Here is a 25,005-nt window from a genome sequence, read left to right as displayed (position 1 = left end):
TATTTTCGCTTTACTCCCTCTGTTATTATTGTCAGAGAGATTACCGTTACTGGGTTCCAAGTACGTATTTACTGTTAGCGGAATTAAGGTGTATGTAAAAAACTCCGACCAGATAAACGCGTTTATCTTAGGTAAAGATAAGCTAGTAATAACGTCTAAAATTCTAGAAATAGCTCCAAATGAGATAAGAGCAGTGTTAGCCCATGAACTCGCTCACATGGAGTTGAGGCATTACTTAATAAATAGGGTTTTGTTAGTAGTAACAGTCACAGGGGGGACTATACTAGGCATTTTAAACCAATTTCCCCTTCTCGTGATTTTCCTAATGAGTAGTCTATTAATACAAAGGTATGTACATAGGAAATTAGAACTACAAGCTGACAAGTTGGCAAGTAAAGTTGTGGGAGTTAACGAGATGAGGAGTCTTCTCCTAAGATACGGGGATAAGTCTTCTAATGCATTTTCTACTCATCCATCCGTTTTTGCAAGGGTTTCTAACTTGTCTAGTTAGGCAATAGGTTTTCCGAATAATTCGTCGTTTTTCTCCTCTAAGCTTTCTTCAGTTATCGTCTTTATTAACCTAAAGGACTTCCTCCTCGATAAAACCTTATTGTTGTTTCCGCAAAACGGGCTGTAAATGCATTTAGGACAACCGTCCTCGCAATCGCAACTACCCGTAATATCTTTAGCCACTGAGTACGCCTCCTCTAGCCTTTCGAATAGTAGCTTAGCTACACCACTTCCTCCAACTACAGAGTCGTAAATGACTACGTGACCACTAGGGTAACTTATTCCCGATAAGTCCGTCATACCAGCTCCAGCTACGACTTTAGCAGCTGATATCAGAACGTGCTCTGTTGCGTGGAATGCTTCCATGGCGTCAATTTCATTGAATTCTGGTAGGATAGGGTGTTTTATTAGTAGTCCTTTAGTCTCGTAAGTGAAAGTTATAGGTTCCTTATAATAGATCTCCTCTCTAGGTCTATCCTTCCTTCCCATTAGGTCGTAGATGGCGTAGCCCTCAACTATTTCCATGATCCTTACATTCCCGTACTTTACGGGTAAACCGTATACTTTCCGTTCCTCAAGAGTCTCGATGGACATTAGGTGAGAAGAATAGATAGGCTTAGTATAATAGTCTAAGTCATCTCTTACTCTTTTAACCACAGCCTTGAGCTTATCTAAATCAATTGACTCTACTACATAGTTATGCTTGGAAATTAAGTAGATCGCTCTTGGATAAAGGTCGAATAATGCGACCGGTAATTCTCTCTCTCCGATAGCTTTTCCGCTCTCGTCGTAGATTCTTATGATAGGTCCGGTAGTCCTTATACGTGAAGATCTCACGAAGGGAAGAAGCCTTTGGGTAGGTAAAATAACCTCTCCTTTAATTATCAATACACCCTCCCTTTCCAATAGTTTGAACGCTTTAAGCCAGTTAGACGGTATGGAGCTCACTGATAATTTACCCTTCTCGAGTAGATATGCTGCCGCGTGGACTTTCAGTACTTCGATATTTGTAGGGTCGAAAGTGAGTGGTATTAATTTTCTCTCGAAGAACTCTTTAGGTCTTCTCAAGTAATAGGAGTCTATCGGGTCATCACCAAGTAAGGTAAAAATATAACCTATTCTGTTTCTTCTACCTGCCCTACCAGCTCTCTGCAAGTATTTTGTGTAACTGGGAGGATTTTGTGCCATAATAACAGCATCAAGGTCTCCTATATCTATTCCTAACTCCAACGTGGAAGTAGCTACAATTCCCTTAATTCTTCCCTTCTTGATTCCGTCCTCTACAGCTCTCCTTTCCTCCTTACTGATTCCAGCCCTGTGAACCATTATGTCAGCACCGAACCTAGACGCTATCTTTGCGACCAGCTCAGCCATTTGTTGGGAATCTGTAAAAACTAAAACCTTTAATCCTTCTTTTATTAGAAATGAAGCTAAGAATGCTGAGATCGTCCACCTGCTTGCTGAACCTATGTTAAGTAAAGCGTGGATCGCTACCCCCTTTCTCCTGAGGGTTCCCTTTACTATTTCCCCTTCTATCCCAAACAACTCAGAAAACAGATATGGAGAAGCGTCAATAGTCCCGCTAGAACTTACAATCTGAATATCGCCGAACTCTCTCAACCTATCGCTTATCATCCTTATATGTGCTCCTAATACCCCTTCGTAAGCATGTACCTCGTCGAATACGAGCAAGTCCGCACCTCTTACCAAGCTTCTAAACCTATAACTCAAGGAAAGTCCAATGTGTATCATGTCTGGGTTTGTAATTAGTATATCAGGAGGGTCTGTATACATCTTGTCCCTCTCTTTATCGGTAGTGTCTCCGTCGAATACCCCTACACTAATTCCCAAGTCCTTTGAAAACTTCATAATCCTATCTAGTTGGTCTCTCGCTAACGCCTTTGTAGGGTAGATAAAGACGCTTCGCTTACCGTTTAGTGCAAACTGTAGCGCTGGGATAAGGAAAGATTCGGTTTTACCCGTTCCAGTCCCAGAAATAATTAAGATACTCTTTCCCTCTAGGATCTTTTTTATCGCTTCCTCTTGAAATTTGTAAAGTTTCTTTATTCCTTTTTTCTTCAGTTCTTCTATTAGTTGGGTGTCTAAGTAAGTTAATTGTTCTACTTCGCTTCCCAAGTCGGGCTCTAGAGCTGTTTCTGTATATACGTGAGCAATTTTTATATTGAAGTAACTAAGCCCTTCCTCGACACGTGATAATAAATAGTCTTGTGACATTTTTCTCACTAACTTTATAATTACCTATAAGCTAAGTGCCTTTAATGTGTAGTGTATCAGGAGTACTTATACTTAAACATGAGAACTACAAGGAGATCGAAGCTAAGCTTATAGAGATTTTAAAGAAAGCTGAAGATAGAGGAAGGGATAGTTTCGGAGTTGCAGTAATTCAGAGTGACGGTAAGACTAAGGTAGTAAAGTCGGTCGGAAGACCTTCGTTAAACGAGGAGAAGTTAAAAGGGATTTTAGATGAAAACAGCAGAGTTGTCATAGCAAATAATAGGGCTGAACCCACAACCGAATATGTAAAGGATAAGAACTATAATGAGATTCAGCCATTTGAAGGAGAACGGTATATCGTTACTCACAACGGCATAATTGCTAATGACTCAGAACTCGAAAAGAAGTACAAAGTCAGGAAGCAAAGTAAGATAGATAGCAGTGTTATTCCTCCCATCTTGGATAAGGCATGGAACGGAGACCTTGAAGTCTTGAAAACGATTCTTCAAGGTGTAAAGGGCAGCTTTGCTTTCATAATAGGTGACAAGTCAGATCCCAACACGATTTACGTCGCTCAAAACTTTAAACCTGTTTATATGATGTACGATAAAGAATTAGGGGCTATATTCTTTACCTCTTTAGACGAATATTTTAGTATTAAGCCCTTAGACAGTGTCTTTGTCAGGAAGCTAAATCCCTACTCGATTGTTAAAGTATCAAACAATATGGGAATAAAGGAAATCCCGTTGTTAGATGAGAAACCAAGGAAGAAGGCTTTAGTGATAGCTAGTGGAGGGCTTGACTCGACTGTTGCAGCTACCTATTTACTTAAGAATGGATATGAGGTGACTTTACTCCACTTCAATTACCACCACAAAGCCGAGGAAAAAGAGAAAGAGGCAGTGAAGAAGATCGCTGAATTTTTGCAAGTCCCTTACATGATGATAGACACGGATCTTTTCAAGATTGTTGGACACTCGACACTTCTTAAGGGTGGAGGAGAAATAGTGAAGGACAGAAGAGGTGAAGAAGGAGCAGAGTTCGCACACGAGTGGGTTCCCGCTAGAAACCTAGTATTCTTTTCCGTAGCATTGGCTATTGCTGAGGCACATGGATATGATGCAATAGCCTCGGGAATAAATCTCGAGGAAGCAGGAGCTTATCCTGATAACGAGATGGAATTCGTGAGACTTTTCGCTAAACTATCACCTTATGCTACTGGTCCTAACAAGAAAGTTGACGTGTTAATGCCCGTAGGGAATTTAGTAAAACATGAAATAGTTAAGTTAGGTGTAGAGATAGGTGCACCGTTACATTTAACGTGGAGTTGTTATGAGGGTGGCGAAAAACATTGCGGTAGATGTGGCCCATGTTACATGAGGAAAAAAGCGTTCGAAATTAACGGATTAAAAGACCCAGTAGAATATGAGGGTTAAGTGACGGGATTTTTTCTCTTTATAAGAAACATAGTTATGTAGGTTAGGGGAAACACGTAAAATGACAACACCATTAAGATGTCTAAAATAGACAAGTATAATGTTGTGCCAAACTCGTTCAGTGCTCTCAAATGAACTGGATCAGTAGAATTACCTAGAATTTGAATTATACTTAAGACAAATCCCAGAACATCCGAATATTTTATGCCCTTATAAATTAGGTAAGCGGCAATGGTAAGCAAAACTATGTCTATTATACTACCAACGGTGATTAAAAAAGGGACTTTATTGAGCAAGAGTATTGTACCTAAAATTATTGTTACGTCTGAAGCCAGTATAGGAAAATAGAGCTTCATAATTGTTTAATATTTACGCAAGCTCTATTTTATGTATATTTTTTAACTGTTGTTACTTCTTTACCTTAGCATGAGTTCAGTGAAAGATGAAGTAGAGAGACTAATGAGAGAGAAGGGGTGGATAACCTTTAACGAGCTACTGAAGTTAGTGAACAGACCAGCACCAGAGGTAAACGATGCCCTAATACAGTTAATGAAGGAAAATAAAATAACCAGACATGGTAGGTACTTTCATTATGTTCAAAATTCTTTGAATTAATCGCACTTTCGTTAACTTACTTTAATGCTAGAGTTTTTAATTTACTGACATTTAAAAATATGATATGTACGTTGGTAAACCAATAAAGAGAGTTGAAGATGTAAGGTTAATTACGGGTAAAGGAGTCTACGTAGATGATATTGAATTTCCAGGGATGTTATTTGTTGCCTTTCTTAGGAGCACAGCCCCTCATGCTAGGATAAGGGTTAGGAAAACTCAAGGTATGTATACTGGTGAGGACATAAATCCTGGAAGGGACTTTCCGATAGCTTCACAAGAGGTTACTTACGTGGGTCAGCCTATTGCGGCAGTAATTGCTAAGGACAGATATGAGGCATATGACATGTTGGAGAGTATTGAAGTTGAGTATGAGCCTCTTCAATATGTCTTGGATCCAGAAGAGGCTTTAAAGGATCATATAAAAGTGTACTCTAAGTTAGAGAGTAACATTGCTTATAAAGAAACATGGAAAGGTGGAGATGTTGAGAAAGCCTTTAGGGAGGCTGACAAGGTAATATCTGGAAGACTTTACAATCAGAGGGTAATCGCTTCTCCTTTAGAAACAAGGGGTGCCGTAGCATATTATGACGGTACCAAGTTAACCTTCTACTCTTCTACACAATCTGCTCATTACTTGAGACGTAATTTAGTAAGCTTCTTAGGAACGGAAAACATCCGAGTTATCCAACCTGACGTCGGAGGTGCTTTCGGAAGCAAGATCATTGCTCATCCGGAAGAGTATGCTTTAGCCAAGTTAGCGATCATTACTAGAAAACCCTTAAAGTGGATCCCTACAAGGACTGAGGAAATGATATCTGCAGGTCATGGGAGAGATAAGTTCCTTGATTTCCAAGTTGCCGTTAAGAAGGATGGAACAATCTTAGGTATAAAGGGAAGATTAGTAGGAAATCTAGGTGCACCGTATTACGACGCAAACGACGATGAGCTAGGTAATGTAAAGAGCTCAGTTAGAATGCTTCCGGGTTTATATAAGCTGATCGGAGCCGAGATTGACGCTTATGCAGTTCACACAAACATAACTCCCACTCAGTCTTACCGCGGTGCAGGTAGACCCGAAGGTACTTACTTTATAGAGAGAATAGTGAATATAGTTGCAAACGAACTCGGAATAGACCAATACGAAATCAGGTTAAAGAACGTAATAGACTCGTTGCCTTACAAAAACGTTTTCGGCATTACTTACGATAGTGGTGATGTTAAGAAACTTCTTGAGATTGGAAAGAGTTATTACGAAAAGTTGAAGAATGAGGGCGATGGATGTGTAGGTGTTTCTACATATGTTGAAATCACGGCTTTCGGCCCTTGGGAAGTAGCAAGAATATATGTCAAGAGTGATGGCAAAGTGACTCTTGTAACTGGAACCGGTCCTCATGGTCAAGGAGATCCTACCGCTTTCGTTCAGATTGCCGCAGATGTCCTTCAGTTACCTATGGAAAAAATAGAGATAAGGTGGGGTGATACAGAGATTATTGAAGACGGAATAGGTACTTGGGGAAGCAGAACGGTGACAATTGGCGGTTCGGCAGTTATTTTAGCTAGTGAAAAGTTGAAGGCTAAACTAATTGAAATAGGGTCTAAACTTCTCAACGCGGATATAGAAGAGGTAGAATACACTGAAGGGAAAGTTAGACATAAGAAAGACGGTAGAGAGGTTAAATTTAATGATATAGTCCGGAACGCGTATTCAATGGGTGAAAGTCTCGACTTTACAGCTGTATATAAAGTTAACACAGCACCTACAACGCCTTATGGTGTCCATTTAGCTAAGGTTACCGTTGACGAGACGGGTAAGGTAAAGATAACAAAGTATATAGCTATTGACGATGTAGGTGTGGTAATAAATCCCTTGCTAGCAGAGGGTCAGGCTATTGGTGGTATACTGCAAGGGATTTCTCAGGCTATACTTGAAGGGGTTGTGTTTAACGATAATGGAGCTCTGATAAACTCTAACTTTGCAGATTATCCTTTACCTACAGCCGTGGAAGTCCCTGAGATTGAGTGGCATTATATTACCTTCGGTAAGTCTCCGCATCCAACTGGTAGTAAAGGAATAGGTGAGGCTGGAGCGGTAGCTGCGACTCCAGCAATTATTAATGCAATTGAGCAATGTATAGGCAAGTATATATACAAAATGCCCGTAAAATTTGAGGATCTGGTGAAGTAAGTCTTGCAGAAGCATTTCTTGTCTGAAAAGGATAAGAGGGAGTTTTTATCTAGAGTCAAAGAAAAGTATGGTTGGGAATTGGACGGTAAAGTGGAAATAGGTAAGGAAAAAAAGGAAGTATATTATTTCATAGATGGTTTACTATCTTTCTTCTCAGAAGAACTCATTCCTACAATATGTTTGATACAGAAGTTTAAGTTGAATATACCTTCTGTGACTATTGACGAAGGAGCGGTGAAGCATGTGGTTAAAGGTGCTGACTTGTTTGCACCTGGAATTGTAAGTTACGATTGTGAATGTAAGGAGGGGGATATAGTCTTGGTAAAGACGAAAACCGGTTTACCCGTATCCATAATAAAAGTGGTAATGTCAAAGGAGAAAGCTATGGCTGAAAGGAAAGGAAAGTTTGGAATAAATTTACATTATGTAAGCGACAAAATATGGGAAATGTGCAATGTACGGAGTAGTAGTCCCAACGTATAATGAAGCTGAGAACATTAAGGTGCTGATAAAGGAAATCAGGGAGAGGGTAAAGGATGTAGTAATAATTGTAGTTGATGATAATAGTGGGGACAATACGGCAGAAATAGCCAAGCAGATGGGTGCAGTAGTGTTTGTAAGAACGAACGAGAGAGGTCTAGGAAGTGCCTTGAGGTTCGGGTTAAGAAAGGCTGTTGAGATGGGGCTGTCACATATCGCTACTATGGACGCTGACCTCAGTCACGATCCCTCTTTCTTACCTTCAATGTTTAACGCCAGTTTGAACGCTGATCTAGTTTTAGGCTCTAGGTACATACAAGGCGGAAAGATCGAAAACTGGCCTTTGAAAAGAAAAATCATAAGTAAGGGGGCGAATTTGATTACTAGAATACTTCTTCGTTCTCCAGTTCAGGATAACACTTCGGGTTATAGAGTCTATAGTGCTAAAGCTGTTGAAGTCGTTTCATCTTGCCAGAACGCTGGTGGTTATGAGTTTCAAATTTGTGCTATATACAAAGTGTTGAGGAATAATTTACGGATTGTTGAAGTTCCGATAGTATTCCGAGATAGAGAAAAAGGGAATAGTAAGCTTGATAACGGAAAAATGTTAAGATGGCTTTCTTATGTCATGAAACTATCCTTAGGGCTTACTTCTTAGGGGCCTTTTTAAGTCTTGTTATTTCCTCTTTTAGTTGTTCAATTTCTTTCTTAAGTAAAGCTATTTCGTTATCGTGGATCTCGACAGTCTTCTTTAGATGTTCTACGCTATCAGGGTTCTCGTTCTTCAACTTTAGGTTATCATTTTCATCTATTTCTACAAAACCAAGCCGATACAATTCCCTTGCGTAACCCTTAGCTGTCTTTGGAGATATTTTAAGTTCTAGGGCTAGATCTTTTAGGTTTACAGTTCCCCTTTCTTTTAAAATTGAGATAATATCTTGTAACCTCGGGGTTAATTCCATAATTGAAAAATTATATTAGTTTTACTTTTAAGCAGAAAGGCATAAGATAATAGGGACTAAATGGCATTACTGCTCCGAGAGAATGACGTTGAAAAGGTGTTAAACTATAGGGAAGTTTATGATTCACTAGTCAGAGCTTTTAAACAATTGAATTCTGGTCTCGCCGCTAATACGAAAAGGGTGAGAACGTCTTATCACGGTAGTGTACTGACTTATCAAGCGGGTGGCATAGACAGTTATTTAGGCTTTAAGGTATTTCTCAAAGGTTCTTTCATTTCTATGCTCTTTGACGAGAACGGGGAGTTATTGTTAATAACTGAGGCAGATCTTCTGACCAGAATTAGAACGGGAGTTATTTCAGTGATTGCAGCTGACTATTTAGCAAAACCAAGTTATTCTCACATTACGGTCATAGGTCTTGGGAGACAAGGTCAATTCCAAGTCAGAGCATTTCATGAACTGAAGAAAGGTGTTACTATTAAAGTGTTTAGCAAAGAGAAGCTAGAGTTAGAAGTGAAACAGTTGCTTAAGGACGGCTTTAACGTGATAAAAGCCAAGGATTACAAAGATGCGTGTAAAGATGCAGAAGTGATAGTCACTGTGACGAATTCAAAGGATCCTTTTCTCAAATCTGAATTTCTAGAGAAAGGTGTTCACATTAACGCAATGGGTTCTAATTTACCAGAAAGGGTGGAATTGTTTCCAGAAGTCCTCAAAGTAGCATCTTTGATAGTTGTTGAAGATCTACAACAAGCTAAGGAAGAGGCGGGGGACCTAATTTTAGCAGATAGAATGAAGATGCTAGACTGGAATAAAGTTGTACCGATTTCTTCCGTTATAGATGGGCAAATAAAGAGGAAAAGCGAGGACGAAATAACAGTTTTTAAATCCTTAGGGATAGGGCTGGAAGACGTAGCGGTTATGAAAGTATTATATGAAAAAGCTAAGAAAATAGGCTTGGGTACAGAAATAGTGGTGGGGGGTAGATGGTCTCTAGAATCGGAAAAGAAATAGAATTGTCGCCAGTAGAATTAGGCTCACAAACAGCTAAGAAGGTTGAGATAAACTTAGCTAGTGGGACGCCAGATCCAAGAGTTATGCCTCTGAAGGAAATAAAGGAAGCTTATGAAGAAGTAATTGATGAATACGGAAGTAAAGTTCTCTTTTACCCTGGTGCTGGTGGTCAAGAGGAGTTAATAAAGGAAATAAAAAACATCTTATTACCGTCTCTCGACTTATCAGCCAAAGAAAGCGAAATAGTAGTTACGAGCGGAGCTCAACATGCTATGGAGTTATTAGCTAAGTACTTCCTCGAAAACGACACAATAGCTGTGGAAAACCCTACTTTTGTCGAAACCTTTACTCCTCTTAAGCTGAGAAGTAATGTAGTAGTTCCAATTTCTTTAGACTCAAACGGAATTAATGTCAATGAACTCGAGATGTTATTGAAGGTAGTGAAGATAAAGCTCCTTTATGTTATACCAAATTGTCATAATCCTGCAGGAGTTAACTTATGTGAGGAGAGAAGAAAAAAGTTAGTGGAGCTGGCAAGTAAATACGATTTTTATATCCTTGAGGACGATCCTTATAAGCCTATAGCTGGAAGTGCTCCAAAACCTATCAAGTATTTCGATAAAGAAGGTAGGGTTATTTACATCAGTTCTTTCAGTAAAATAATAGCCCCTGGATTAAGGATAGGGTTTGTTATAGCTAGGGAGGATATATCACAAAAACTGGCTTTACTGGAGCAAATGGACTTCTCAACTTCTACGATAAATCAATACGTTGTAGCTAGGCTTATAAGAAAAGGTATCGTGACAAGTAGGATGAAATCGTTATCGGAGCATTACAGAAAGAAGATGAGTGTCCTTACAGATTCGCTTCAAAACGAAGGTTTTAAAGACTTTAACCCTCCAAAATGCGGGTTCTTTCTACTATTAGACTTAAAGAAGGACTCATGGAAAGTGTTTTTAGAAGCGGTGAAACTAGGGCTCAGCTTCGTTCCGGCAAGGCCTTTCTTCTTAAGAGGTGGTGAGACGATGGCTAGGTTAAGCGTATCTGTAGCTACAGAGGAACAAATAGTTGAAGGTGTAAAGAGACTTAAAAAAGCATGGTTATACGCTTAGATCCTAAATATCTCTTTCTCGAGCTCATTCATGATTACAGACTTTCCGTTTTTAATGTAAACCATATCTTCAATCCTTATGCCGAACTTTCCAGGAAGGTATATCCCAGGCTCGATAGTGAACGTCATGTTATTTTGTAAGTTTCTCTTGTTGTCGGGAGATATATAAGGTTCTTCATGAACGTCTATTCCTATGCCGTGGCCAGTTCTATGAATAAATTTGTCTCCATATCCGTAGTAAGATATTATTCCTCTAGCAATCTTGTCAACTTCGCAAGCTTTTATACCTTCTCTTGTGGATTCTTCAGCTTTCGCTTGAGCTTCCTTGACTACCTCATAAATCTTCTTTACTTCCTCGGTAGGAGTTCCTAAAAAGGCGACTCTCGTAGTATCTGTTGAGTATCCTTTGTATTTCACGCCAAAGTCGAATATTATAACCTCACCGTTTCTAACTTTTTTACTGGTAGAACGGAGGTGGGGCATCGATGTATTGCTCCCGGAAGTTATGATAGGTTCGAATGAATATCCGTCAGCTCCGTTTTCGATAAACCTGTGTACTAAGTATGTAGAGATTTCTCTCTCCGTCACTCCCTCTTTTGCTATTTCTAATGTCTCAAGGAAGGACTTTTCGGCGATCTTAAGTCCCTCTTTCATAATGGCGATCTCCTCATCATCTTTAATTATTCTTACCTCTCTCATTATATTACTAGCCTTTATTAGGCGAGAAGGAGAAAACGAATCTAAAATGTCTATGGTGAAGGCAGACCATAGCGTGTCGTCAATAGCTATACTTTTACCTCTCTCTATATTCAGCTTTTTGTAGGGGTTTTCTCCATCGTTATAAGAAACCACGTTAAAGTTCAGTTTTTCAAGTTGTTCCTCGTAAATTTTCGGAGCTAAAAAGTAAGTGTCCCATTGACTAATGATAAGAAATAAAGGCCTTTCCATCTGTTCTTCTGAGAACCCACTTAAATAGAACATATTACTTCCGGGACCTAGCAACATGTAGTCAACGTTGTTTTTAACCATTAACTCCTTTACTTTTGCCACTCTATTCATACACTTTTATTCTCAGGGAGAAAGTATTAAAGTAAATGAAAATACCACTAGTTTATTCCGAGACATATCTTCTTCATCAACATCCCTCTAGTCACGCTGAGAATCCCGAAAGATTAAAGACTGTGTTGTCAGTCCTGAAAGAGAATCCTATTATCTCTCCAGATCAAGTAGGTGAGGACGAGCCAAAAGTCGTTCATGACGATAACTACGTAAATCTAGTAAAATTATCTTCCAAGAGAGGAGAATGGTTAGACGCCGATACATATACTAACGAACACACGTGGAATTCTGCATTGTTAGCGTTAGGCGGAGCGTTAACAGCATATAAAAATAACGGTTTTGCTTTAGTTCGCCCTCCGGGTCATCACGCGGGTAAATCAGGTAGAGCTTTAGGAGCACCTACTTTAGGTTTTTGTATCTTTAACAACATAGCTTACCCCATCTTGAAATTGAAGTTGAAAAGAGTAGCTATCATAGACTTTGACGTTCATTATGGCAACGGTACACAAGAAATCTTCTGGGAGAACCCAGATGTCGTGCACATAGATATTCATCAAGATCCTCATACCCTTTACCCTGGGACCGGTTTTCCTGACATGATAGGTGGGGGAGAAGCTAAAGGTACAAAGGTTAATCTCCTTTTACCACCACTGGCTGGGGATGATTTATATGAGGATTTATTCCCTATAATCCAATCAATATTAGACGACTTTAAACCGACACTCATAGCATTTTCAGCCGGTTTTGACGCCTTCGAAGATGACGGATTGGCTAGTATTAGGGCTACTGAGAGGACTTATAATGCGTTAGGCTTGTTAGGACTTAATAACAAGTTTTACGCCGTATTAGAGGGTGGGTATAGCGTAGGTTTGAAGAGGGGCATAAAGGCTTTTGTAGAGGGGTTAGAGGGTGAGAAAAAGGACTATGCGGGTACTAAAAGTGCTGATAGAACGAGAAGTAAATTTGCGGAATTCCTCTCTACAGAAAAAAGGATCTTAAGGGAGTACTGGAAGATCTAGCATTGGTAGTAGCACTGAAGAGCTAGATTATAGGCTGCGTTATAATCTCTTTCGGACTTAAATCCACAGGAAGGACATACAAATAAAGGCCCCATTATTTCTCCTTTCTTATATCCGCACTTAGAGCAGATCTTGCTTGTATTAAACGGAGATAACCTCCTATACCTAATTCCGGCATTGTACAGTCTTTCTTCCAACATCTCCTCAACTACCCTTAGGGCTTGACCTGCCTTACCTTCAAATAGTTTTAAGTCTTCTAATGCCACGACTTTTGGCTCAAGTTCATCTATAAACTTTACTGCCTCATCTACGATTCCTTTTATTTTCGATCTTATGTTTTTAAGTTCTGGCAAACCTTGTGGATCTCCTAAAATTTTAATCATTTCGTTTATTATGACTTCATTACCCCAGTACCTTACTTTCCAAGCTGTCGTCCCCCTGATTGCCACGATAGTAAACAAATGTCTTACACCGATATCCACACCCACGACTGTCTTTGGCTTTTCATAAGCAAGGTATACTTTGATTCCGTCTGTGAAATCCACTATAGCGTAGAGAGGTATTCCTTCTCTATCGGACTTAACTAGAGCGTTAACTTCAGGTATCTTGATTAAATTTCCGTTGTTTATCACCTTCAGCGGTCCATATCTTATTTCGTTAGACTGTAGAGCTTGATAGTACAATTCCTTAGGTATATCCCTAGGAGGTGGTCCGTCTTTCACTATTTTAGCATAAGCTCTGGCGAATTGGATTGAGCTATATATTGTTTTTAGCTTACCATAGTCTAAAATTTTAGCTTCAACTATCTCCTCTTTTGGCATAAAATAAATTTCTCATCTAGTTTATTTAAATTCTTTAATCATTTAACAATCTGATTACTCTTCCCAATTCAACACTTTCGACATCTCTATTAAGATAATATCCTACCGTAGAAGAGAAGACGTAATTTCCGTACTTGTACACTTTATAATATTCTTCCATCTCTTTAATCCTCTCCTTATTATAGTAGTGAGCGAAGTAGACTACCGGTCCCTCTATTTCGTTAAAAGTAAGGAGAGCCGAATTTAAGCTTGAAGAGAACTTACTTAAATTATCTATTACTTGTTTGTAAGCTATTTCTATCCCTTGTTGAGAGCTCTCTAAGGCCTTTACTAACTCCAGAAAGAATAGATAGCTATCCGTACTAGGGTGATCTGGCTGGCTAAAAGCCTTTCTGTTTATTGAACCGTTATGAGCGAAGTAAAGGTCATGGGTCTTAGTTTTCATGTGGTAGGGGTGGTTATGCCTTAACCCTATAAGGAATTCTTTCCCAGCCTTTCTAGCGTGGATTATACCGGTAACCCTATCACCTTTTAGTAAGTTCACAATATTGTAAAAGAACTCATCCTCGTATATTGGTTCCGGAGATTTATAATAGACTAGCTTGTGTTTACCGTTTATTTCAATTATCGCCGATATTCCCCAACCGTGAGAATGTGAGATATATTTAAAATAAATGTCATTTTTAGCAGCATTTACGAAGGCCTTAATCACTTCTAGCTCGACTTTCTCTTTTACGTCGAATGCCAGTAATCTACACATCCATTATAAAACCATCAAAAGCTATATTATATCCTTTAGCCAATTTTCTGATTTCATCTTCTATTTGAGCGGGAATGTGAGTGAGAATTAGTTTCTCTCTCGGAAAAAGCTCCATGAGTTGTTTAAGGGACGTATGCCCCCATTTTGAACAATCGTCTATACAACTGCTCTCGTGGATTACTAAGTCTACTTTTTCGGACTCTTTAAGAATGTCTTCACAAGGTTCAGCTGTGTCTCCAGTGTAAAGTATTTTCTTCTTACCGTCGGAAATTACATACGCTACATCATATATGCTATGACATCCTTTTATAGAGTAAACTTGAAGTTCACCTACTTCCGCCGAAGGCAAATCAGATTCTATTACTTCAGCGTATATGTTATTTCCGCTTTTTATATACGTGTTAAGGACTTCCGTGAGCCCCTTAGGGGAATATATCCTCAAGGTCTGTAATCCCTTCAGTTTTCTCTGGACTAGATGGTCGAAAATTCCGTTAAAGTGATCGATGTGTAAGTGTGTAATGAATAATGTCGAAAAGTCCAGTAATCCCATATCTTCTAACTTAAAATTAGCTCCAGTACCCATGTCTAAGACTACGGAATTTTTTTCTCCCTTTACGTAAATACCCGCTTTCATTCTCTTGCTCCCGAAGGTGGCTCCAGCACCAGTCCCTAAGAATATGATCTTCATTTCACATCATCTCGTTCTTCAATACTTACCAAATCATCACAACATAAACCTATACACTTGTGCCCTTCTTCTTTTTCTTCGGTTTTCTTGATTCTAAGCTTCTTCCTCAATTAAACTTTTCACCTCCTCTAACCTAGGACCTAAAGCTCCAATCTTAGTGGTCGAATACGCTGCAATTATGTTAGCTATTCTTACTGCCCTCTCAATTTCATAACCTTTTTCTAAATACACAGCCAACGTCGCGTTAAATACATCACCAGCACCAGTTGTATCAATAGCGTTAACCTTCATTGTTTCCACTCTTATTCTCTTATTCCTCATCCCTATTAATGCACCTTTTTCTCCTAATGTTATTATTACAGCCTTTTTTACTTTTTTTAACAACACTTCGATACCGTAATCTAGATCGTCAGCACCACTCAACTCTTTAAATTCCACTTCATTGGGAGTGAGGATGTCTACATAGTCCAAGATTGAAATATCGTTAAGAGTCGCAGGAGCTGGATTTAAAATTCTCAATCCGTTAAACTCTCTCAAAGCCTTTTTCACAGTGTCTTCCCTTATTTCTAACTGCGTTAGCATTACTTCGCCTTTTAATTCACTGTTTAAGTCTTCAGGTAAAAGAAAGATATTCGCACCTCTGTTTACCACTATCATATTCTGACCGTTCTCGTTTACAATAATATATGCTGAGCCGGTAGGTGCATTCTTTATTTTAACATATCCCACGTCTATCTTTTCGTCTTCCCAAAAGCTTATTGCCCTTCTGCCGTACTCATCATTACCTACAGCCGCAATCAATTTAACTTTAGCTCCTAATCTTGATGCCGAGACAGCTTGGTTAGATCCCTTACCGCCGTGGCTTATATAAATGTCTTTGACGAAGACAGTCTCTCCTTCTTCAGGGAATTTATCTACCTTTAAGATGAAGTCCACGTTATAACTTCCAACGACAGTTATCATTTTGTCAAAGCCCTCAATTTGCCTATTAATTCCTCGCAACTATAAGCTGTCAGATAAGCTCTTCCACCTTCAATTATCACATCCCCGGTCTTACCACTGGTAGTAGGTATTATTTTTCCTTCTTCAGCTTTTTTCAATAGTCGATCTGTAACTGTTAAGGATAATACTATCTTTTTGTTATACTTTCTAGCTACTTCAGTAACTTTATTGTTTATATTAACTAATATCGGTCCGTCAAGTTTTAGCTTATCAAGGTATCTGATTATCCCTCCAGCAAGGCTCGCAATATCTCCGTAACTTGTTGCTACTGCAAGATTCGACTTATCCTCCTCATCTAATAAAGTAGTAATTAACTCTGGTTCCTTTTCAATGTTCCATAGTATTTTCTCAATAGTACTTCTTGCTTGTTCTCTCTCTACTATTCTTTCTATAGGGGCGAAGGGATCTACCGGACCGTGCCCTTTTCCTAGGGATAGGGAGAACTTTATGCTTTCATTAACATAATTTTTAGCTAGCCTCACGGCGTTCTCTAAGGTCTCTCCTTTAGCCAGATAGGCTGTAATTGCGGCTGAGAACACGTCTCCGCTTCCATGTGTGTTAGTAGTATTTACCTCTTCTCCCCTTAGGGTTATTACGTTTCCGTTAATTATAGCAGCATCAATTCCCCCTAAAGTAGATCCTCCTTTAACAACAACGTTCACGCCTTGTTCCTCATAGATTTTTTTCGCTGCTTTCATCAAATCTTCCATACTATTTATCTTCTGGGACGTGAGCTTCTCGGCTTCAAACTTGTTAGGTGTCGTAATAAGGGAATGTTTCATAAGGCTTTTCAAAGCCTCAACGGTGTCCTCAGTTACGAGTTGATCTCCGCTCTTGGCTACCATCACTGGGTCTAAAACTAGTTTTATTGAATACTCCAAGATTTTTTTCTCTACTAGTTTAACTATTGATGAGTTAGCTAGCATACCTGTCTTGGCAAATTGAGGTGAAAGATCTTTCATTACTACGTCAAACTGTGCTTCTATGAAATCTAAAGGTACCTCTAAGACTTTATAGACTCCTTGAGTGTTTTGAGCTGTCAGTCCAGTAATAATTGTAGTTCCGAAAACTCCTAAAGAAGTGAAGGTTTTTAGATCTGCTTGTAACCCAGCCCCTCCACCAGAATCGCTTCCAGCTATAGTCATTACGGTAGGTCTTTTTCTGGTTTCCATACTATGTAAAAACTCTGGCAATCAAAATATAAAATAATAACAGACGTTTTCACTTGTTTTTCCTAGACTCTGGGCATATTACGTTAAAGATGCAATAACTGCATTCCCAGTTATATCGGGGGGTTTTCAGCAATTTGATTGTCTCCTCTACAAGTCTTATCACTTCGTCGTCCTCAGCCTTATTACGGATACTGTATTCCGTTACTCTATCCGGGGTAATGTAGACTAAGATCCCTTCATTGGCGTCGAAAAGCCACAAGTATAACCTCAACTGCTGTTTATGATGTTCTAACGGTAAGCCTTTATCAGCTCTAGCTGTTTTAATTTCTATAACTATTTTCTTTTCTCCCTCAATGATCGCGTCTGCTCTGCCTTTTATTTTGTACACGTCTTGAGCTAATGTAACTTGCTTCTCACTTTCTACTTCCAACTTTGCATTAAATTTCTCAGCTAGGAATTTCTCCAGCCCTTCGTGGACTAAATCCCCGAGAATTGCAGACGGTTTAATCGACTCTGCTATGGAAAGTTCCTTATATTTTTCTTCGTATTTTATCTTAAGAGCACATCTAACTAGATCTGTGACGTATAATACTTTATCCTCACGCTTATGTGATAATGTGTCAATGATTTTTGAATTAACTAACTCATCTATTATCATCTCTAGACCTCCGATGTTATTTTTCCACTCCTCTCCGTCTTTATCCAGACCTTAGGTGCTCTGACGATTTCCATAAATAGTGCTGTTAAATTTAAGAGAACAACGAAATTCATGTAAATGAGTGATAATATTGAGTAATAGGATTCAATAAGATGTTTTCTTGAAATAGTGACGGTTACTATGAAGGAGATAAACGAGGCTGCTGAAACGAAGGATGCAGCTATAACAAACAGAGATGTGGAGTAGATTAACACTAATGAATAATTAACTAAATTCAATACCATTAATAAAGGCGTACCTATAAGTAAGAATCCGTCTATTATTTTAAGGTCTAGTTTTTTGCCTTGGGGCAATCTTATCGTTACTTCGAAATGTCCCCTATACCATCTTAACCTTTGTTTGACCAACCATCTTAGGCTGGATGGTACTTCTCGCCAGGCTATTATCATAGGGTCATATTTTATTTGAAAACCTTGAGAGATTAAGGATATACTTAAGTCGAGGTCCTCGGTTAAGGTGAACTCATTCCACCCTCCTATTTTCTCCAGCGTTTCTTTCCTTATGAAAGTACAAGTCCCTTCAAGGGGCACAAATAAGCCCAAGCGTGCCCTACCGGCAATAGAGTATTCGTGGAAGAGTTCTTCAATACTCGCAAACCTTGTCACAATATTTTCCGTTACGTTAATCGGTATTAGTTTCCCTTGTACAGCAACCACCTCATTCTTATCAAACCAAGAAGATGCTTGGTTTAAGACATCTAATTTCGGAACTGTATCGGCATCAAAAATTCCTATAATTTCATTATTGGCTATTTTTAATGCATAATTCAATGCCCTACTTTTCCCGTTAGGTACTTTAGGCTGATCTAACTTAAGACATTTTATGAAATCTCTACTGTAAGTTTCTTCGTATTGTTTACATACTTCATACGTTTTGTCAGTAGAACCGTCCTCAACTACTATTATTTCGTATTTGGACTTATCGTACTCTTGGTTTATCAACCTATCTAGAAGTCGCGGTAACACTTTTTCCTCGTTTTTAGCGGGTATAATAATAGAAAATGTCTTGCCAGAATAGTTCGTGTGTTTTGTAGGAGACCATGTGAAACCATACATCGCTAAAAGTGAATTATAAACACTCCAGCCTGAGACTAAGATACTGAATATGGCAATGATATCATCTAGCATTAATTAAACACTGTCTTATCTTGTTTAAAATTCTTTTGTAAGGTAATACACATGGGTCTTATTACGTTAAAATACCTTGATACAATGCGTTCTCCTTTAAATCGTTTCCCCACACAGATCATAAGTATGAAAAACACGTTTAAAGAGATATTAGGAGATTATGAAGTAAAAGGAGGAACAGTCCAAGCTGTAGGGAAATTTATCGCCTTCGGACTTGACGATCCTTTTCACATAACTACTATCTCTGGATTTGCAATCTACGGAATAGGTAAGTTAATGGAAAGACGCACTAACTACGGGCTCAGAATGGCGTACAGAGATATACAAGAGATGAAAAGATCCTTAAGGGAAGCAATAATGGACATAACCACAATGAGATTTTAATCCTTGAGAGAAGAGTAAAGTTATGGAAGTTAAACCGCTAGCCTTTGAAAGCTTAGGGGTAAGATCTCAAGCTACACTTATAGAGACTAAAGACGTAAGAATTCTGGTAGATCCTGCTGTCTCACTTGCTCCGAGGAGGTATAATTTACCCCCTCATCAATTAGAAGTTGACAGACTAGGCGAGCTAGCTAAAAAAATCTTTGAGGTTTCTAAAGACGTTGATGTAATCATTGTTACTCATTACCATTATGATCATCATGATCCAGGGTACGTAATTCCTATTGATATTTACGACAAAAAAGTACTTTTTATCAAAGACCCTCAGAATAACATAAACCCTAGCCAAAAGTTCAGAAGAGCTCCTAGATTTCTAAAATCTATTAAAGATAGACCTAAGGTAGTTGAGAGTGCGGATGGGAAAGAGATAAGGTTCGGCTCTACGATGATAAAGTTTTCTCCTGCTGTTCCTCATGGTGCTGATGAAAGACTTGGCTATGTAGTTCAGGTTGCAATTAATGATAAGGACGGAACAGTTCTCTTCACCTCTGACATTGAGGGTGCACCAAAGGAAGGACATGTGAGATTTATCAACGAGGTTAAGCCTAACTTTCTAATTATAGATGGACCATTAAGCTATTTATTAGGTAGAGCATTATCCCAAGAAGAATTAGACATTGAAATAAAGAATCTAGAAAATATAGTAAAAAACGGTCTTCAATATGCTATTATTGATCACCATGTTTTACGTGATCTTAATTACGAAAACATACTTAAACCAGTGAAGGAAGTAGCTAAGTCAGTAGGATGTAGGGTAATCACTGCTGCAGAGTACTTGTCAATAGAGCCTATGATCTTGGAGGCTAGGAGAAAAGAGCTTTTCCAAAAAGATAACAGACCGGCTAAAATACCTAGAAATCTAGCAAAGCTTCTTACAGCGGGAGATTCGTGAGAGGTAAGATGTGAGCTAGTATTAGTCCGCCTACGTAGCTTCCCGCCATAGCTAACATACCCGTTGCTATTTGCTCAAAAGCTCCCCTATATTTACTGAGTCCAGTATATTTTGAAGACATAGAACCGAAAATGCCCAAGGTTATTGCTATTAACACTACAGAACTGACTACGTCATAGATGAAGGGAATCTTGAAGAATAGTGACAGAATAAAAGGAAATAGTGGGATTATTGAGCCTATTACCAAATATAGAGACATTAATAGTCCTAATTTCACTGGACTCTCGTATCCTTCTGGGAACAGTCTAAGCTCATGGATTAACATTTCGTTTAGTACTATGTTCTTGTTTTTCATTAATCTATTTGAGATTTCTTCAGCTTCCTCTTCTGGCAGACCTTTTTGGATGTAAAATTGCTTCAATTCCTCCTTCTCTTTTTCAGGGTAATGTTCTATTTCAAAGCTTTCTTTTTTAATTTCATTTTCTATGATTTGCATCCTGACTCTCGTAGAGATGTATTCTCCTATACCCATGGAAAAAGCTTGACCTATAGATGCAATTAACCCCGTAACAAGGACTAGTAACGGGTCTTGAGAATAACCTGCAGCACCTATAGCAATTGAACCAACACCTATAAGCCCGTCTTGGATTCCGAAAACTCTAGTCCTAAAAGTGTCTGCCTCGTTAGTATAGTGTATTACCGGCTCTTCCATGTTTAATTTGTTTGTTAAAAAATCTTTAAACCCTTCTTGGATTACGAAAAATCGTAATGTAATTTATACCTTAACTATGTAGTGATCTCCTTCTCTTGCTAGAAATCCTGAGTATATACCCCACTCAACTAAAATGATCTCTAAATCATTGTATCCAGTAGGGCTGCTATAAATTGTGATCCCCTTATCCTCAAGTTTTTCTAGCAACTCTTTTACAGTGAAAGATCTAAGTTCCTTAGCCGTCGAAAAAGGCTCTAGCCTATCTATTGACTCTCTCAGCAACTCCTTTCTCTTCTTGAGATTTGCCTTAAGAAAATCCAGTCCTTTATCTGTAATTATTACATCACCTTCAGCTAAATTTATAAAGCCCATCGTATTTGCAGCATAAAGGATCGGCATTAGTTCGTCCATATCTACTTCTAACTCTTTCTCAAGTATGTATATATCCACTTTATCATTAAAGGTATTATGTAAAGTAGTAAGCAAACCTAACAAATCTGCAACTCTAGCATCGGGATGAATAACCTTATATGTACTTGTAGCCATATACCCTTAGAATAGGTATTGTTAATAAAAACTTTATTTTCATTAACATTCAATAACATGGTTGCTCCAAGTATTAAAAATATATTATCTTTCATTGTTATTGCGGTAGTTAACAATGTTTAAGCTAGAATTGTAACGATCATCTAGATTTTTTATTAGTAGATTAAAGTTCTCGTTGTATGCTTAATATCAGAATATGATTTGATATATTCAATTCTAAATTGAATTCTAAAAAGAAAAAATTTATACTTTCATCACATATATACGTTGATGGACGAGCCTTTACTATATTCACAGTTATCATTAACAAGAAGAAGTTCATCTTTACCAAAGATTATTAGAGTTGATCCTTATTCCGATTTATCTAAATTAAGAGGTGTCCCTAGATATGAGTTTTCTAGAGGTATAGAGGGTAATGAAGTACTAGATATGACCGGACTGAAGGGCGTTGAGGATTTAGGTGATAGACTAAGAGTATTAGCTGGTACTCCTTGGAGGGATGTAATTAGGTATCGCCCTGAACTATTCGGTAATCTTGATTTCTCAGTAGGCGGTAGTGTATTCTTTGGTGATGCTGGGTTCGGATTTAATGAATTTGGACTGATTAAAGATCGTGTAGAGGTCGAAGGGTATCTTAACGGAATTAAATATACAGGGAAATATAATGGAGGTATAATATACGCTGTATACATTAAGAAAGAGCTAAAACAATTAATTAACAAAGGTTATACTACAGATGACATAGACGCAATATTATACAAATTAAAGAGTTGGTTTTCCTCCGGTTTTCCAGCGTTTAGAGATATTACAATTAACATTCAAGGGGGAGTAGCTAAGTTAATCGTCGCTTATCCGTCCACTAGAGAGCAACTCTTGTTAAAGTACGTTTCTGACTTACAGAAAGTAGATCCGGTGTATGAAGATTTGTCTCCCAGACATAAGTATAGATATTACGGTACTACTGACCTTAACGGTATTTTTCAGATAAAGGAAAACTTGAAACGAAGCGAGAGAACAATACTTCGGTTCAGGGGAACAAAAGTCTACTTTGTCATTTACTCCAATACTCCGTTAAAATTCATTGACACAATCCCATTAACATCTTATTCGGACTCGGATGCACAGAACAATTTAAACGGGTGTGTACTTTGCGGCAGATGCGTTGATGTATGTCCTTACGGGGAAATGATGGGCTCTCCAATTTATACTCCATTAGGGCTTTACGTGCTACAACCATTAGGATTTGCGGAAGGATTAATAAACTGTCATATGTGCGGAAAGTGTGTTGATGTATGTCCCTCTAAGCTTGATATACTTTCTGACTTAAGGAAGTATGCAAGGTATAATAAAATAGACACTTCATTACCAGAAGTGAGGGAACTACCTGCTACTTCGGTAATAGTACTTACTCCTATAAGTAAGGGCTTTGAAGATAGAGCAATCAGGGCTTTGCTTTATCTTCACTCTAAGGGGAAAAAAGTTGGTCTAATAAAACTGGATATTAACGTCTTAGACTTGTTGCTTGATAAGGTTGATTGGGAGAATATATCTAAGAAATTAGAGGGAGTAAATGAAATATTGACTATAACTCCAGAAGAATACCACTATTTACAACCTATAAAGAGATTTAAAATAATCGATATTATCCTCGTTGAAGAATTGATATTACCAGATACAGATATAGAGGGGGAAAATCTTCATATCCCATGTATGCTTGGAATAAAGACAAAAAAGAAAGAATTAAACAAATGCAGTCTGGCTTTCTTAGAGGAAATATCCGGTAAAACTGTTGAAAGTAAGTTACCAGTTAAATATACGTTATGCCCCATAACTGCTAGGAAACTTAATATAAAGACCCCACTAGACACAGTCTTTCCCACTCTAAACTTAGAGGCGTTAAAGAACATAATATCAAAACTCCACCAAGGAGTAGAGGACGGTGATTTGTTAATGGATGACTCAAAGTGGTACGAGGATATAGCTGAGGAGCTTTTCAAAAAAGTTGCTGACAAGATAATCTCAACTCAGCTCAATCGGTTAACCAAAGAAGAGTTATTGTTCCTTTACTTCTTTATGGACAAATTTGCCGAAATAGATGAGAAGGATAAAGAAGTTGTTATTAAAGAGGTAAACAAAATTTTAGGCTCTAACTAAATAAAGTAAATGTCCTACTTCTGGCAAAATCAATTCTTTTGTTGCTAACCTAACAGCGTCTGGAGACCCTGGTAATAAGTAGACGACTTTTTTCCCAATTATCCCTGCGCTTGCTTTGGTTAAATACGCTGCAGCCCTCACCTTAGGGTCATCAAAACTGATATTTCTAAATACGTCAGAAAAACCTTCGATCTCTTTATCAAAAATAGGTCTTATGGTCTCTACAGTCTGGTCTGAAGGTGCATATCCAGTCCCTCCAGTGGAGATTATTACGTCCACCCTTGGATCGTCTAGTGCTTCCGCAAATGCTCTAAGTATCTTAACCTTGTCGTCAGGGACTAAGGAGTAGCCTACGACTGTGTAGCCGGCTTCAATAACTAATTGTTTTATAACATCACCAGACTCATCAACAACGGGTTCTTTTTTAGATAGTTTCTCGTATCTTGACGTGCTTACCGTTATTATGTAAAAGTTTATCTGTTTAGGGGCATGTTCTCTGTGTTTTTCGTGAGCATGAGTCATATAATCCTAACCTCCTTGGCTAAGTCTAAGTCAAGGTCGAGGAATTTATTTCTTTCGAGTAATATTCCGTCTACATACAGTCTTGTGCCTTCTTTAATTTCGGTGAATCTAGTCCTAAAAGAGGTCAGAGTTAGACCTTGTGTCGTTTCATAAATGACAGGGAGAGTATAAGATTTTTTCGCCTTAATGATCTCTATTATTCCCCTGAATTCTCTCTGTCTTATTACCAATCCAAAGTCTACACATTTTACAATCTTGAAAGTGTAAGGTGTGTCATTAAATATTCCCTCAAGTACTCTATCTCTTTTTAGGGTTTCAAAATCCCTTTTACTAAGCACTTCAACTTCCTCTTCATTTAAAGCATTTAGTGGGATCGTAACTCCTCTTCTTCTTAGTTCCAGTAGGGTGTAATAATGATCCGGATTGAATGAGAGAAAATCCATATCATTGTACTTATTAGCGTAGAGTAAGCTACCTGTTATTCCTACTGATCCGTCGAAATAGCTAAGAAATCTTTTAATGATTTCGGGTCTTTCTTTCTTTGGATCGAAGGGATCGAGGATAACACTTTCTTCTAAGGGAACTAGAGGAACTTCGAAACCGATCTCATCTAGGTATTTTAAGAGATGCTGAAATTTCTGCTTAACGATGACTAACGCTTCGTTTAACTTCTTGATTTTTCTACCCTTATACAATCGAGGAATAGCTACAGCATAACCATCAGGGTGAAAACAGCCTTTAACTGCCCAAATCACGTTGTCATAAACGAGAAAATATCCCTCAGTAATCATCAGCTTTAAAGGAGTTCGTCCAGTCTTTAAATC

27 protein-coding genes are annotated in these 25,005 nt (G+C 38.3%); 12 read left to right on the top strand and 15 right to left on the bottom strand.

The window, feature by feature from the left end; genetic code table 11:
- Window positions 1-28 precede the first annotated feature (28 nt).
- Window positions 29-511: a M48 family metallopeptidase gene (locus WIW72_RS07845; RefSeq protein WP_337700164.1), complete on the top strand. Its 483-nt coding sequence runs from the start codon at window positions 29-31 to the stop codon at window positions 509-511.
- On the opposite strand, the gene WIW72_RS07840 is transcribed toward WIW72_RS07845, so the two are convergent.
- Window positions 508-2,745, bottom strand: coding sequence for a DEAD/DEAH box helicase (locus WIW72_RS07840; protein WP_337700166.1), 2,238 nt, complete (start codon window positions 2,743-2,745; stop codon window positions 508-510). The two genes, WIW72_RS07845 and WIW72_RS07840, sit on opposite strands and share 4 nt — an antisense overlap.
- 44 nt (window positions 2,746-2,789) lie before the next feature.
- Here WIW72_RS07840 and queC point away from each other — a divergent pair, with 44 nt between their 5' ends.
- Window positions 2,790-4,181 (top strand): 7-cyano-7-deazaguanine synthase QueC, encoded by a 1,392-nt coding sequence (gene queC / locus WIW72_RS07835; protein ID WP_337700168.1) that lies wholly within the window; start codon window positions 2,790-2,792, stop codon window positions 4,179-4,181.
- Here the strand turns inward: queC and WIW72_RS07830 are convergent.
- Window positions 4,178-4,537 (bottom strand): hypothetical protein, encoded by a 360-nt coding sequence (locus WIW72_RS07830; RefSeq protein ID WP_337700170.1) that lies wholly within the window; start codon window positions 4,535-4,537, stop codon window positions 4,178-4,180. The two genes, queC and WIW72_RS07830, sit on opposite strands and share 4 nt — an antisense overlap.
- Before the next feature lie 70 nt (window positions 4,538-4,607).
- Between WIW72_RS07830 and sul7s the strand changes: the two genes are divergently transcribed.
- From sul7s to WIW72_RS07810, 4 genes are all read left to right on the top strand, one after another.
- Window positions 4,608-4,796: a winged-helix single-stranded DNA-binding protein Sul7s gene (gene sul7s, locus WIW72_RS07825; RefSeq protein ID WP_337721339.1), complete on the top strand. Its 189-nt coding sequence runs from the start codon at window positions 4,608-4,610 to the stop codon at window positions 4,794-4,796.
- 64 nt (window positions 4,797-4,860) lie between these two features.
- On the top strand, window positions 4,861-6,981 hold the full coding sequence (locus WIW72_RS07820) for a xanthine dehydrogenase family protein molybdopterin-binding subunit (protein ID WP_337700174.1): 2,121 nt from the start codon (window positions 4,861-4,863) through the stop codon (window positions 6,979-6,981).
- A gap of 3 nt (window positions 6,982-6,984) precedes the next feature.
- Window positions 6,985-7,464: an RNA-binding protein gene (locus WIW72_RS07815; protein ID WP_337700176.1), complete on the top strand. Its 480-nt coding sequence runs from the start codon at window positions 6,985-6,987 to the stop codon at window positions 7,462-7,464.
- The gene (locus WIW72_RS07810; RefSeq protein WP_337700178.1) at window positions 7,436-8,119 is read left to right on the top strand and encodes a polyprenol monophosphomannose synthase; all 684 of its coding nucleotides are present in this window, start codon (window positions 7,436-7,438) and stop codon (window positions 8,117-8,119) included. The genes WIW72_RS07815 and WIW72_RS07810 overlap by 29 nt, the downstream gene beginning before the upstream one ends.
- Here the strand turns inward: WIW72_RS07810 and WIW72_RS07805 are convergent.
- Window positions 8,109-8,423, bottom strand: coding sequence for a winged helix-turn-helix transcriptional regulator (locus WIW72_RS07805; RefSeq protein WP_337700180.1), 315 nt, complete (start codon window positions 8,421-8,423; stop codon window positions 8,109-8,111). The two genes, WIW72_RS07810 and WIW72_RS07805, sit on opposite strands and share 11 nt — an antisense overlap.
- Window positions 8,424-8,483: 60 nt before the next feature.
- Between WIW72_RS07805 and WIW72_RS07800 the strand changes: the two genes are divergently transcribed.
- Both WIW72_RS07800 and WIW72_RS07795 read left to right on the top strand, forming a co-directional pair.
- The gene (locus WIW72_RS07800; RefSeq protein ID WP_337700182.1) at window positions 8,484-9,437 is read left to right on the top strand and encodes an ornithine cyclodeaminase family protein; all 954 of its coding nucleotides are present in this window, start codon (window positions 8,484-8,486) and stop codon (window positions 9,435-9,437) included.
- Complete coding sequence (locus WIW72_RS07795) at window positions 9,410-10,549, top strand: aminotransferase-like domain-containing protein (protein WP_337700184.1); 1,140 nt, start codon at window positions 9,410-9,412, stop codon at window positions 10,547-10,549. The genes WIW72_RS07800 and WIW72_RS07795 overlap by 28 nt, the downstream gene beginning before the upstream one ends.
- On the opposite strand, the gene WIW72_RS07790 is transcribed toward WIW72_RS07795, so the two are convergent.
- A complete protein-coding gene (locus WIW72_RS07790; RefSeq protein ID WP_337700186.1) occupies window positions 10,546-11,607 on the bottom strand; it encodes a M24 family metallopeptidase in 1,062 nt (353 codons plus the stop codon). The two genes, WIW72_RS07795 and WIW72_RS07790, sit on opposite strands and share 4 nt — an antisense overlap.
- A 35-nt stretch (window positions 11,608-11,642) precedes the next feature.
- Between WIW72_RS07790 and WIW72_RS07785 the strand changes: the two genes are divergently transcribed.
- The gene (locus WIW72_RS07785; protein WP_337700188.1) at window positions 11,643-12,626 is read left to right on the top strand and encodes a histone deacetylase family protein; all 984 of its coding nucleotides are present in this window, start codon (window positions 11,643-11,645) and stop codon (window positions 12,624-12,626) included.
- Here the strand turns inward: WIW72_RS07785 and WIW72_RS07780 are convergent.
- The 7 genes from WIW72_RS07780 to WIW72_RS07750 all read right to left on the bottom strand — a co-directional run bounded on the left by WIW72_RS07780 (window position 12,623) and on the right by WIW72_RS07750 (window position 18,914).
- Entirely contained in the window at window positions 12,623-13,447 is an 825-nt protein-coding gene (locus WIW72_RS07780; RefSeq protein WP_337700190.1) for a zinc ribbon domain-containing protein, read from the bottom strand. The genes WIW72_RS07785 and WIW72_RS07780 overlap by 4 nt on opposite strands.
- 34 nt (window positions 13,448-13,481) lie before the next feature.
- A complete protein-coding gene (locus WIW72_RS07775; RefSeq protein ID WP_337700192.1) occupies window positions 13,482-14,207 on the bottom strand; it encodes a class II glutamine amidotransferase in 726 nt (241 codons plus the stop codon).
- The gene (locus tag WIW72_RS07770; protein ID WP_337700194.1) at window positions 14,200-14,895 is read right to left on the bottom strand and encodes an MBL fold metallo-hydrolase; all 696 of its coding nucleotides are present in this window, start codon (window positions 14,893-14,895) and stop codon (window positions 14,200-14,202) included. The genes WIW72_RS07775 and WIW72_RS07770 overlap by 8 nt, the downstream gene beginning before the upstream one ends.
- A 93-nt stretch (window positions 14,896-14,988) precedes the next feature.
- A complete protein-coding gene (locus WIW72_RS07765) occupies window positions 14,989-15,858 on the bottom strand; it encodes a ribokinase (protein WP_337700196.1) in 870 nt (289 codons plus the stop codon).
- Entirely contained in the window at window positions 15,855-17,069 is a 1,215-nt protein-coding gene (thiD, locus tag WIW72_RS07760; RefSeq protein WP_337700198.1) for a bifunctional hydroxymethylpyrimidine kinase/phosphomethylpyrimidine kinase, read from the bottom strand. The genes WIW72_RS07765 and thiD overlap by 4 nt, the downstream gene beginning before the upstream one ends.
- 49 nt (window positions 17,070-17,118) lie before the next feature.
- Entirely contained in the window at window positions 17,119-17,727 is a 609-nt protein-coding gene (gene cas4 / locus WIW72_RS07755) for a CRISPR-associated protein Cas4 (protein WP_337700200.1), read from the bottom strand.
- A 2-nt stretch (window positions 17,728-17,729) separates the two neighbouring features.
- Window positions 17,730-18,914, bottom strand: coding sequence for a glycosyltransferase (locus tag WIW72_RS07750; protein ID WP_337700202.1), 1,185 nt, complete (start codon window positions 18,912-18,914; stop codon window positions 17,730-17,732).
- 126 nt (window positions 18,915-19,040) lie between these two features.
- Here WIW72_RS07750 and WIW72_RS07745 point away from each other — a divergent pair, with 126 nt between their 5' ends.
- Together WIW72_RS07745 and WIW72_RS07740 are read left to right on the top strand one after the other, a co-directional pair.
- Complete coding sequence (locus WIW72_RS07745; protein ID WP_337700204.1) at window positions 19,041-19,298, top strand: hypothetical protein; 258 nt, start codon at window positions 19,041-19,043, stop codon at window positions 19,296-19,298.
- Window positions 19,299-19,320: 22 nt separating this feature from the next.
- Window positions 19,321-20,247, top strand: coding sequence for an MBL fold metallo-hydrolase (locus tag WIW72_RS07740; protein ID WP_337700206.1), 927 nt, complete (start codon window positions 19,321-19,323; stop codon window positions 20,245-20,247).
- On the opposite strand, the gene WIW72_RS07735 is transcribed toward WIW72_RS07740, so the two are convergent.
- Both WIW72_RS07735 and WIW72_RS07730 read right to left on the bottom strand, forming a co-directional pair.
- Window positions 20,228-20,959, bottom strand: coding sequence for a VIT1/CCC1 transporter family protein (locus WIW72_RS07735; RefSeq protein ID WP_337700208.1), 732 nt, complete (start codon window positions 20,957-20,959; stop codon window positions 20,228-20,230). The two genes, WIW72_RS07740 and WIW72_RS07735, sit on opposite strands and share 20 nt — an antisense overlap.
- A 63-nt stretch (window positions 20,960-21,022) precedes the next feature.
- Window positions 21,023-21,505: an AAA-associated domain-containing protein gene (locus WIW72_RS07730; protein WP_337700210.1), complete on the bottom strand. Its 483-nt coding sequence runs from the start codon at window positions 21,503-21,505 to the stop codon at window positions 21,023-21,025.
- Between the two features lie 270 nt (window positions 21,506-21,775).
- Between WIW72_RS07730 and WIW72_RS07725 the strand changes: the two genes are divergently transcribed.
- Window positions 21,776-23,659 carry a 4Fe-4S dicluster domain-containing protein gene (locus WIW72_RS07725; RefSeq protein WP_337700212.1) on the top strand — a complete coding sequence of 628 codons (1,884 nt, stop codon included), beginning with the start codon at window positions 21,776-21,778 and terminating at the stop codon, window positions 23,657-23,659.
- Here WIW72_RS07725 and WIW72_RS07720 read toward each other — a convergent pair.
- Both WIW72_RS07720 and WIW72_RS07715 read right to left on the bottom strand, forming a co-directional pair.
- Entirely contained in the window at window positions 23,645-24,181 is a 537-nt protein-coding gene (locus tag WIW72_RS07720) for a MogA/MoaB family molybdenum cofactor biosynthesis protein (RefSeq protein WP_337700215.1), read from the bottom strand. The two genes, WIW72_RS07725 and WIW72_RS07720, sit on opposite strands and share 15 nt — an antisense overlap.
- A complete protein-coding gene (locus tag WIW72_RS07715; RefSeq protein WP_337700217.1) occupies window positions 24,178-24,972 on the bottom strand; it encodes a hypothetical protein in 795 nt (264 codons plus the stop codon). Before WIW72_RS07715 ends, WIW72_RS07720 begins: the two co-directional genes overlap by 4 nt.
- Window positions 24,973-25,005: the final 33 nt, after the last annotated feature.

The sequence above is a fragment of the Stygiolobus sp. CP859M genome (genome assembly GCF_037389975.1).
GTDB lineage: Archaea > Thermoproteota > Thermoprotei_A > Sulfolobales > Sulfolobaceae > Stygiolobus.
Note: the sequence above shows the minus strand (reverse complement) of the source record. Positions and strands in the feature narration are given on the sequence as shown.

Coding starts and splice junctions, on each gene's coding strand:
- cas4 (WP_337700200.1), bottom strand. CDS start 17,727: ATGATAATAGATGAGTTAGTTAATTCAAAAATCATTGACACATTATCA.
- WIW72_RS07765 (WP_337700196.1), bottom strand. CDS start 15,858: ATGATAACTGTCGTTGGAAGTTATAACGTGGACTTCATCTTAAAGGTA.
- WIW72_RS07795 (WP_337700184.1), top strand. CDS start 9,410: ATGGTCTCTAGAATCGGAAAAGAAATAGAATTGTCGCCAGTAGAATTA.
- WIW72_RS07730 (WP_337700210.1), bottom strand. CDS start 21,505: ATGGCTACAAGTACATATAAGGTTATTCATCCCGATGCTAGAGTTGCA.
- WIW72_RS07775 (WP_337700192.1), bottom strand. CDS start 14,207: ATGTGTAGATTACTGGCATTCGACGTAAAAGAGAAAGTCGAGCTAGAA.
- WIW72_RS07745 (WP_337700204.1), top strand. CDS start 19,041: ATGAAAAACACGTTTAAAGAGATATTAGGAGATTATGAAGTAAAAGGA.
- WIW72_RS07820 (WP_337700174.1), top strand. CDS start 4,861: ATGTACGTTGGTAAACCAATAAAGAGAGTTGAAGATGTAAGGTTAATT.
- WIW72_RS07715 (WP_337700217.1), bottom strand. CDS start 24,972: ATGATTACTGAGGGATATTTTCTCGTTTATGACAACGTGATTTGGGCA.
- queC (WP_337700168.1), top strand. CDS start 2,790: ATGTGTAGTGTATCAGGAGTACTTATACTTAAACATGAGAACTACAAG.
- thiD (WP_337700198.1), bottom strand. CDS start 17,069: ATGGAAACCAGAAAAAGACCTACCGTAATGACTATAGCTGGAAGCGAT.
- WIW72_RS07780 (WP_337700190.1), bottom strand. CDS start 13,447: ATGCCAAAAGAGGAGATAGTTGAAGCTAAAATTTTAGACTATGGTAAG.
- WIW72_RS07840 (WP_337700166.1), bottom strand. CDS start 2,745: ATGTCACAAGACTATTTATTATCACGTGTCGAGGAAGGGCTTAGTTAC.
- WIW72_RS07720 (WP_337700215.1), bottom strand. CDS start 24,181: ATGACTCATGCTCACGAAAAACACAGAGAACATGCCCCTAAACAGATA.
- sul7s (WP_337721339.1), top strand. CDS start 4,608: ATGAGTTCAGTGAAAGATGAAGTAGAGAGACTAATGAGAGAGAAGGGG.
- WIW72_RS07810 (WP_337700178.1), top strand. CDS start 7,436: ATGTACGGAGTAGTAGTCCCAACGTATAATGAAGCTGAGAACATTAAG.
- WIW72_RS07750 (WP_337700202.1), bottom strand. CDS start 18,914: ATGCTAGATGATATCATTGCCATATTCAGTATCTTAGTCTCAGGCTGG.
- WIW72_RS07800 (WP_337700182.1), top strand. CDS start 8,484: ATGGCATTACTGCTCCGAGAGAATGACGTTGAAAAGGTGTTAAACTAT.
- WIW72_RS07805 (WP_337700180.1), bottom strand. CDS start 8,423: ATGGAATTAACCCCGAGGTTACAAGATATTATCTCAATTTTAAAAGAA.
- WIW72_RS07770 (WP_337700194.1), bottom strand. CDS start 14,895: ATGAAGATCATATTCTTAGGGACTGGTGCTGGAGCCACCTTCGGGAGC.
- WIW72_RS07785 (WP_337700188.1), top strand. CDS start 11,643: ATGAAAATACCACTAGTTTATTCCGAGACATATCTTCTTCATCAACAT.
- WIW72_RS07790 (WP_337700186.1), bottom strand. CDS start 11,607: ATGAATAGAGTGGCAAAAGTAAAGGAGTTAATGGTTAAAAACAACGTT.
- WIW72_RS07735 (WP_337700208.1), bottom strand. CDS start 20,959: ATGGAAGAGCCGGTAATACACTATACTAACGAGGCAGACACTTTTAGG.
- WIW72_RS07830 (WP_337700170.1), bottom strand. CDS start 4,537: ATGAAGCTCTATTTTCCTATACTGGCTTCAGACGTAACAATAATTTTA.
- WIW72_RS07725 (WP_337700212.1), top strand. CDS start 21,776: ATGGACGAGCCTTTACTATATTCACAGTTATCATTAACAAGAAGAAGT.
- WIW72_RS07740 (WP_337700206.1), top strand. CDS start 19,321: ATGGAAGTTAAACCGCTAGCCTTTGAAAGCTTAGGGGTAAGATCTCAA.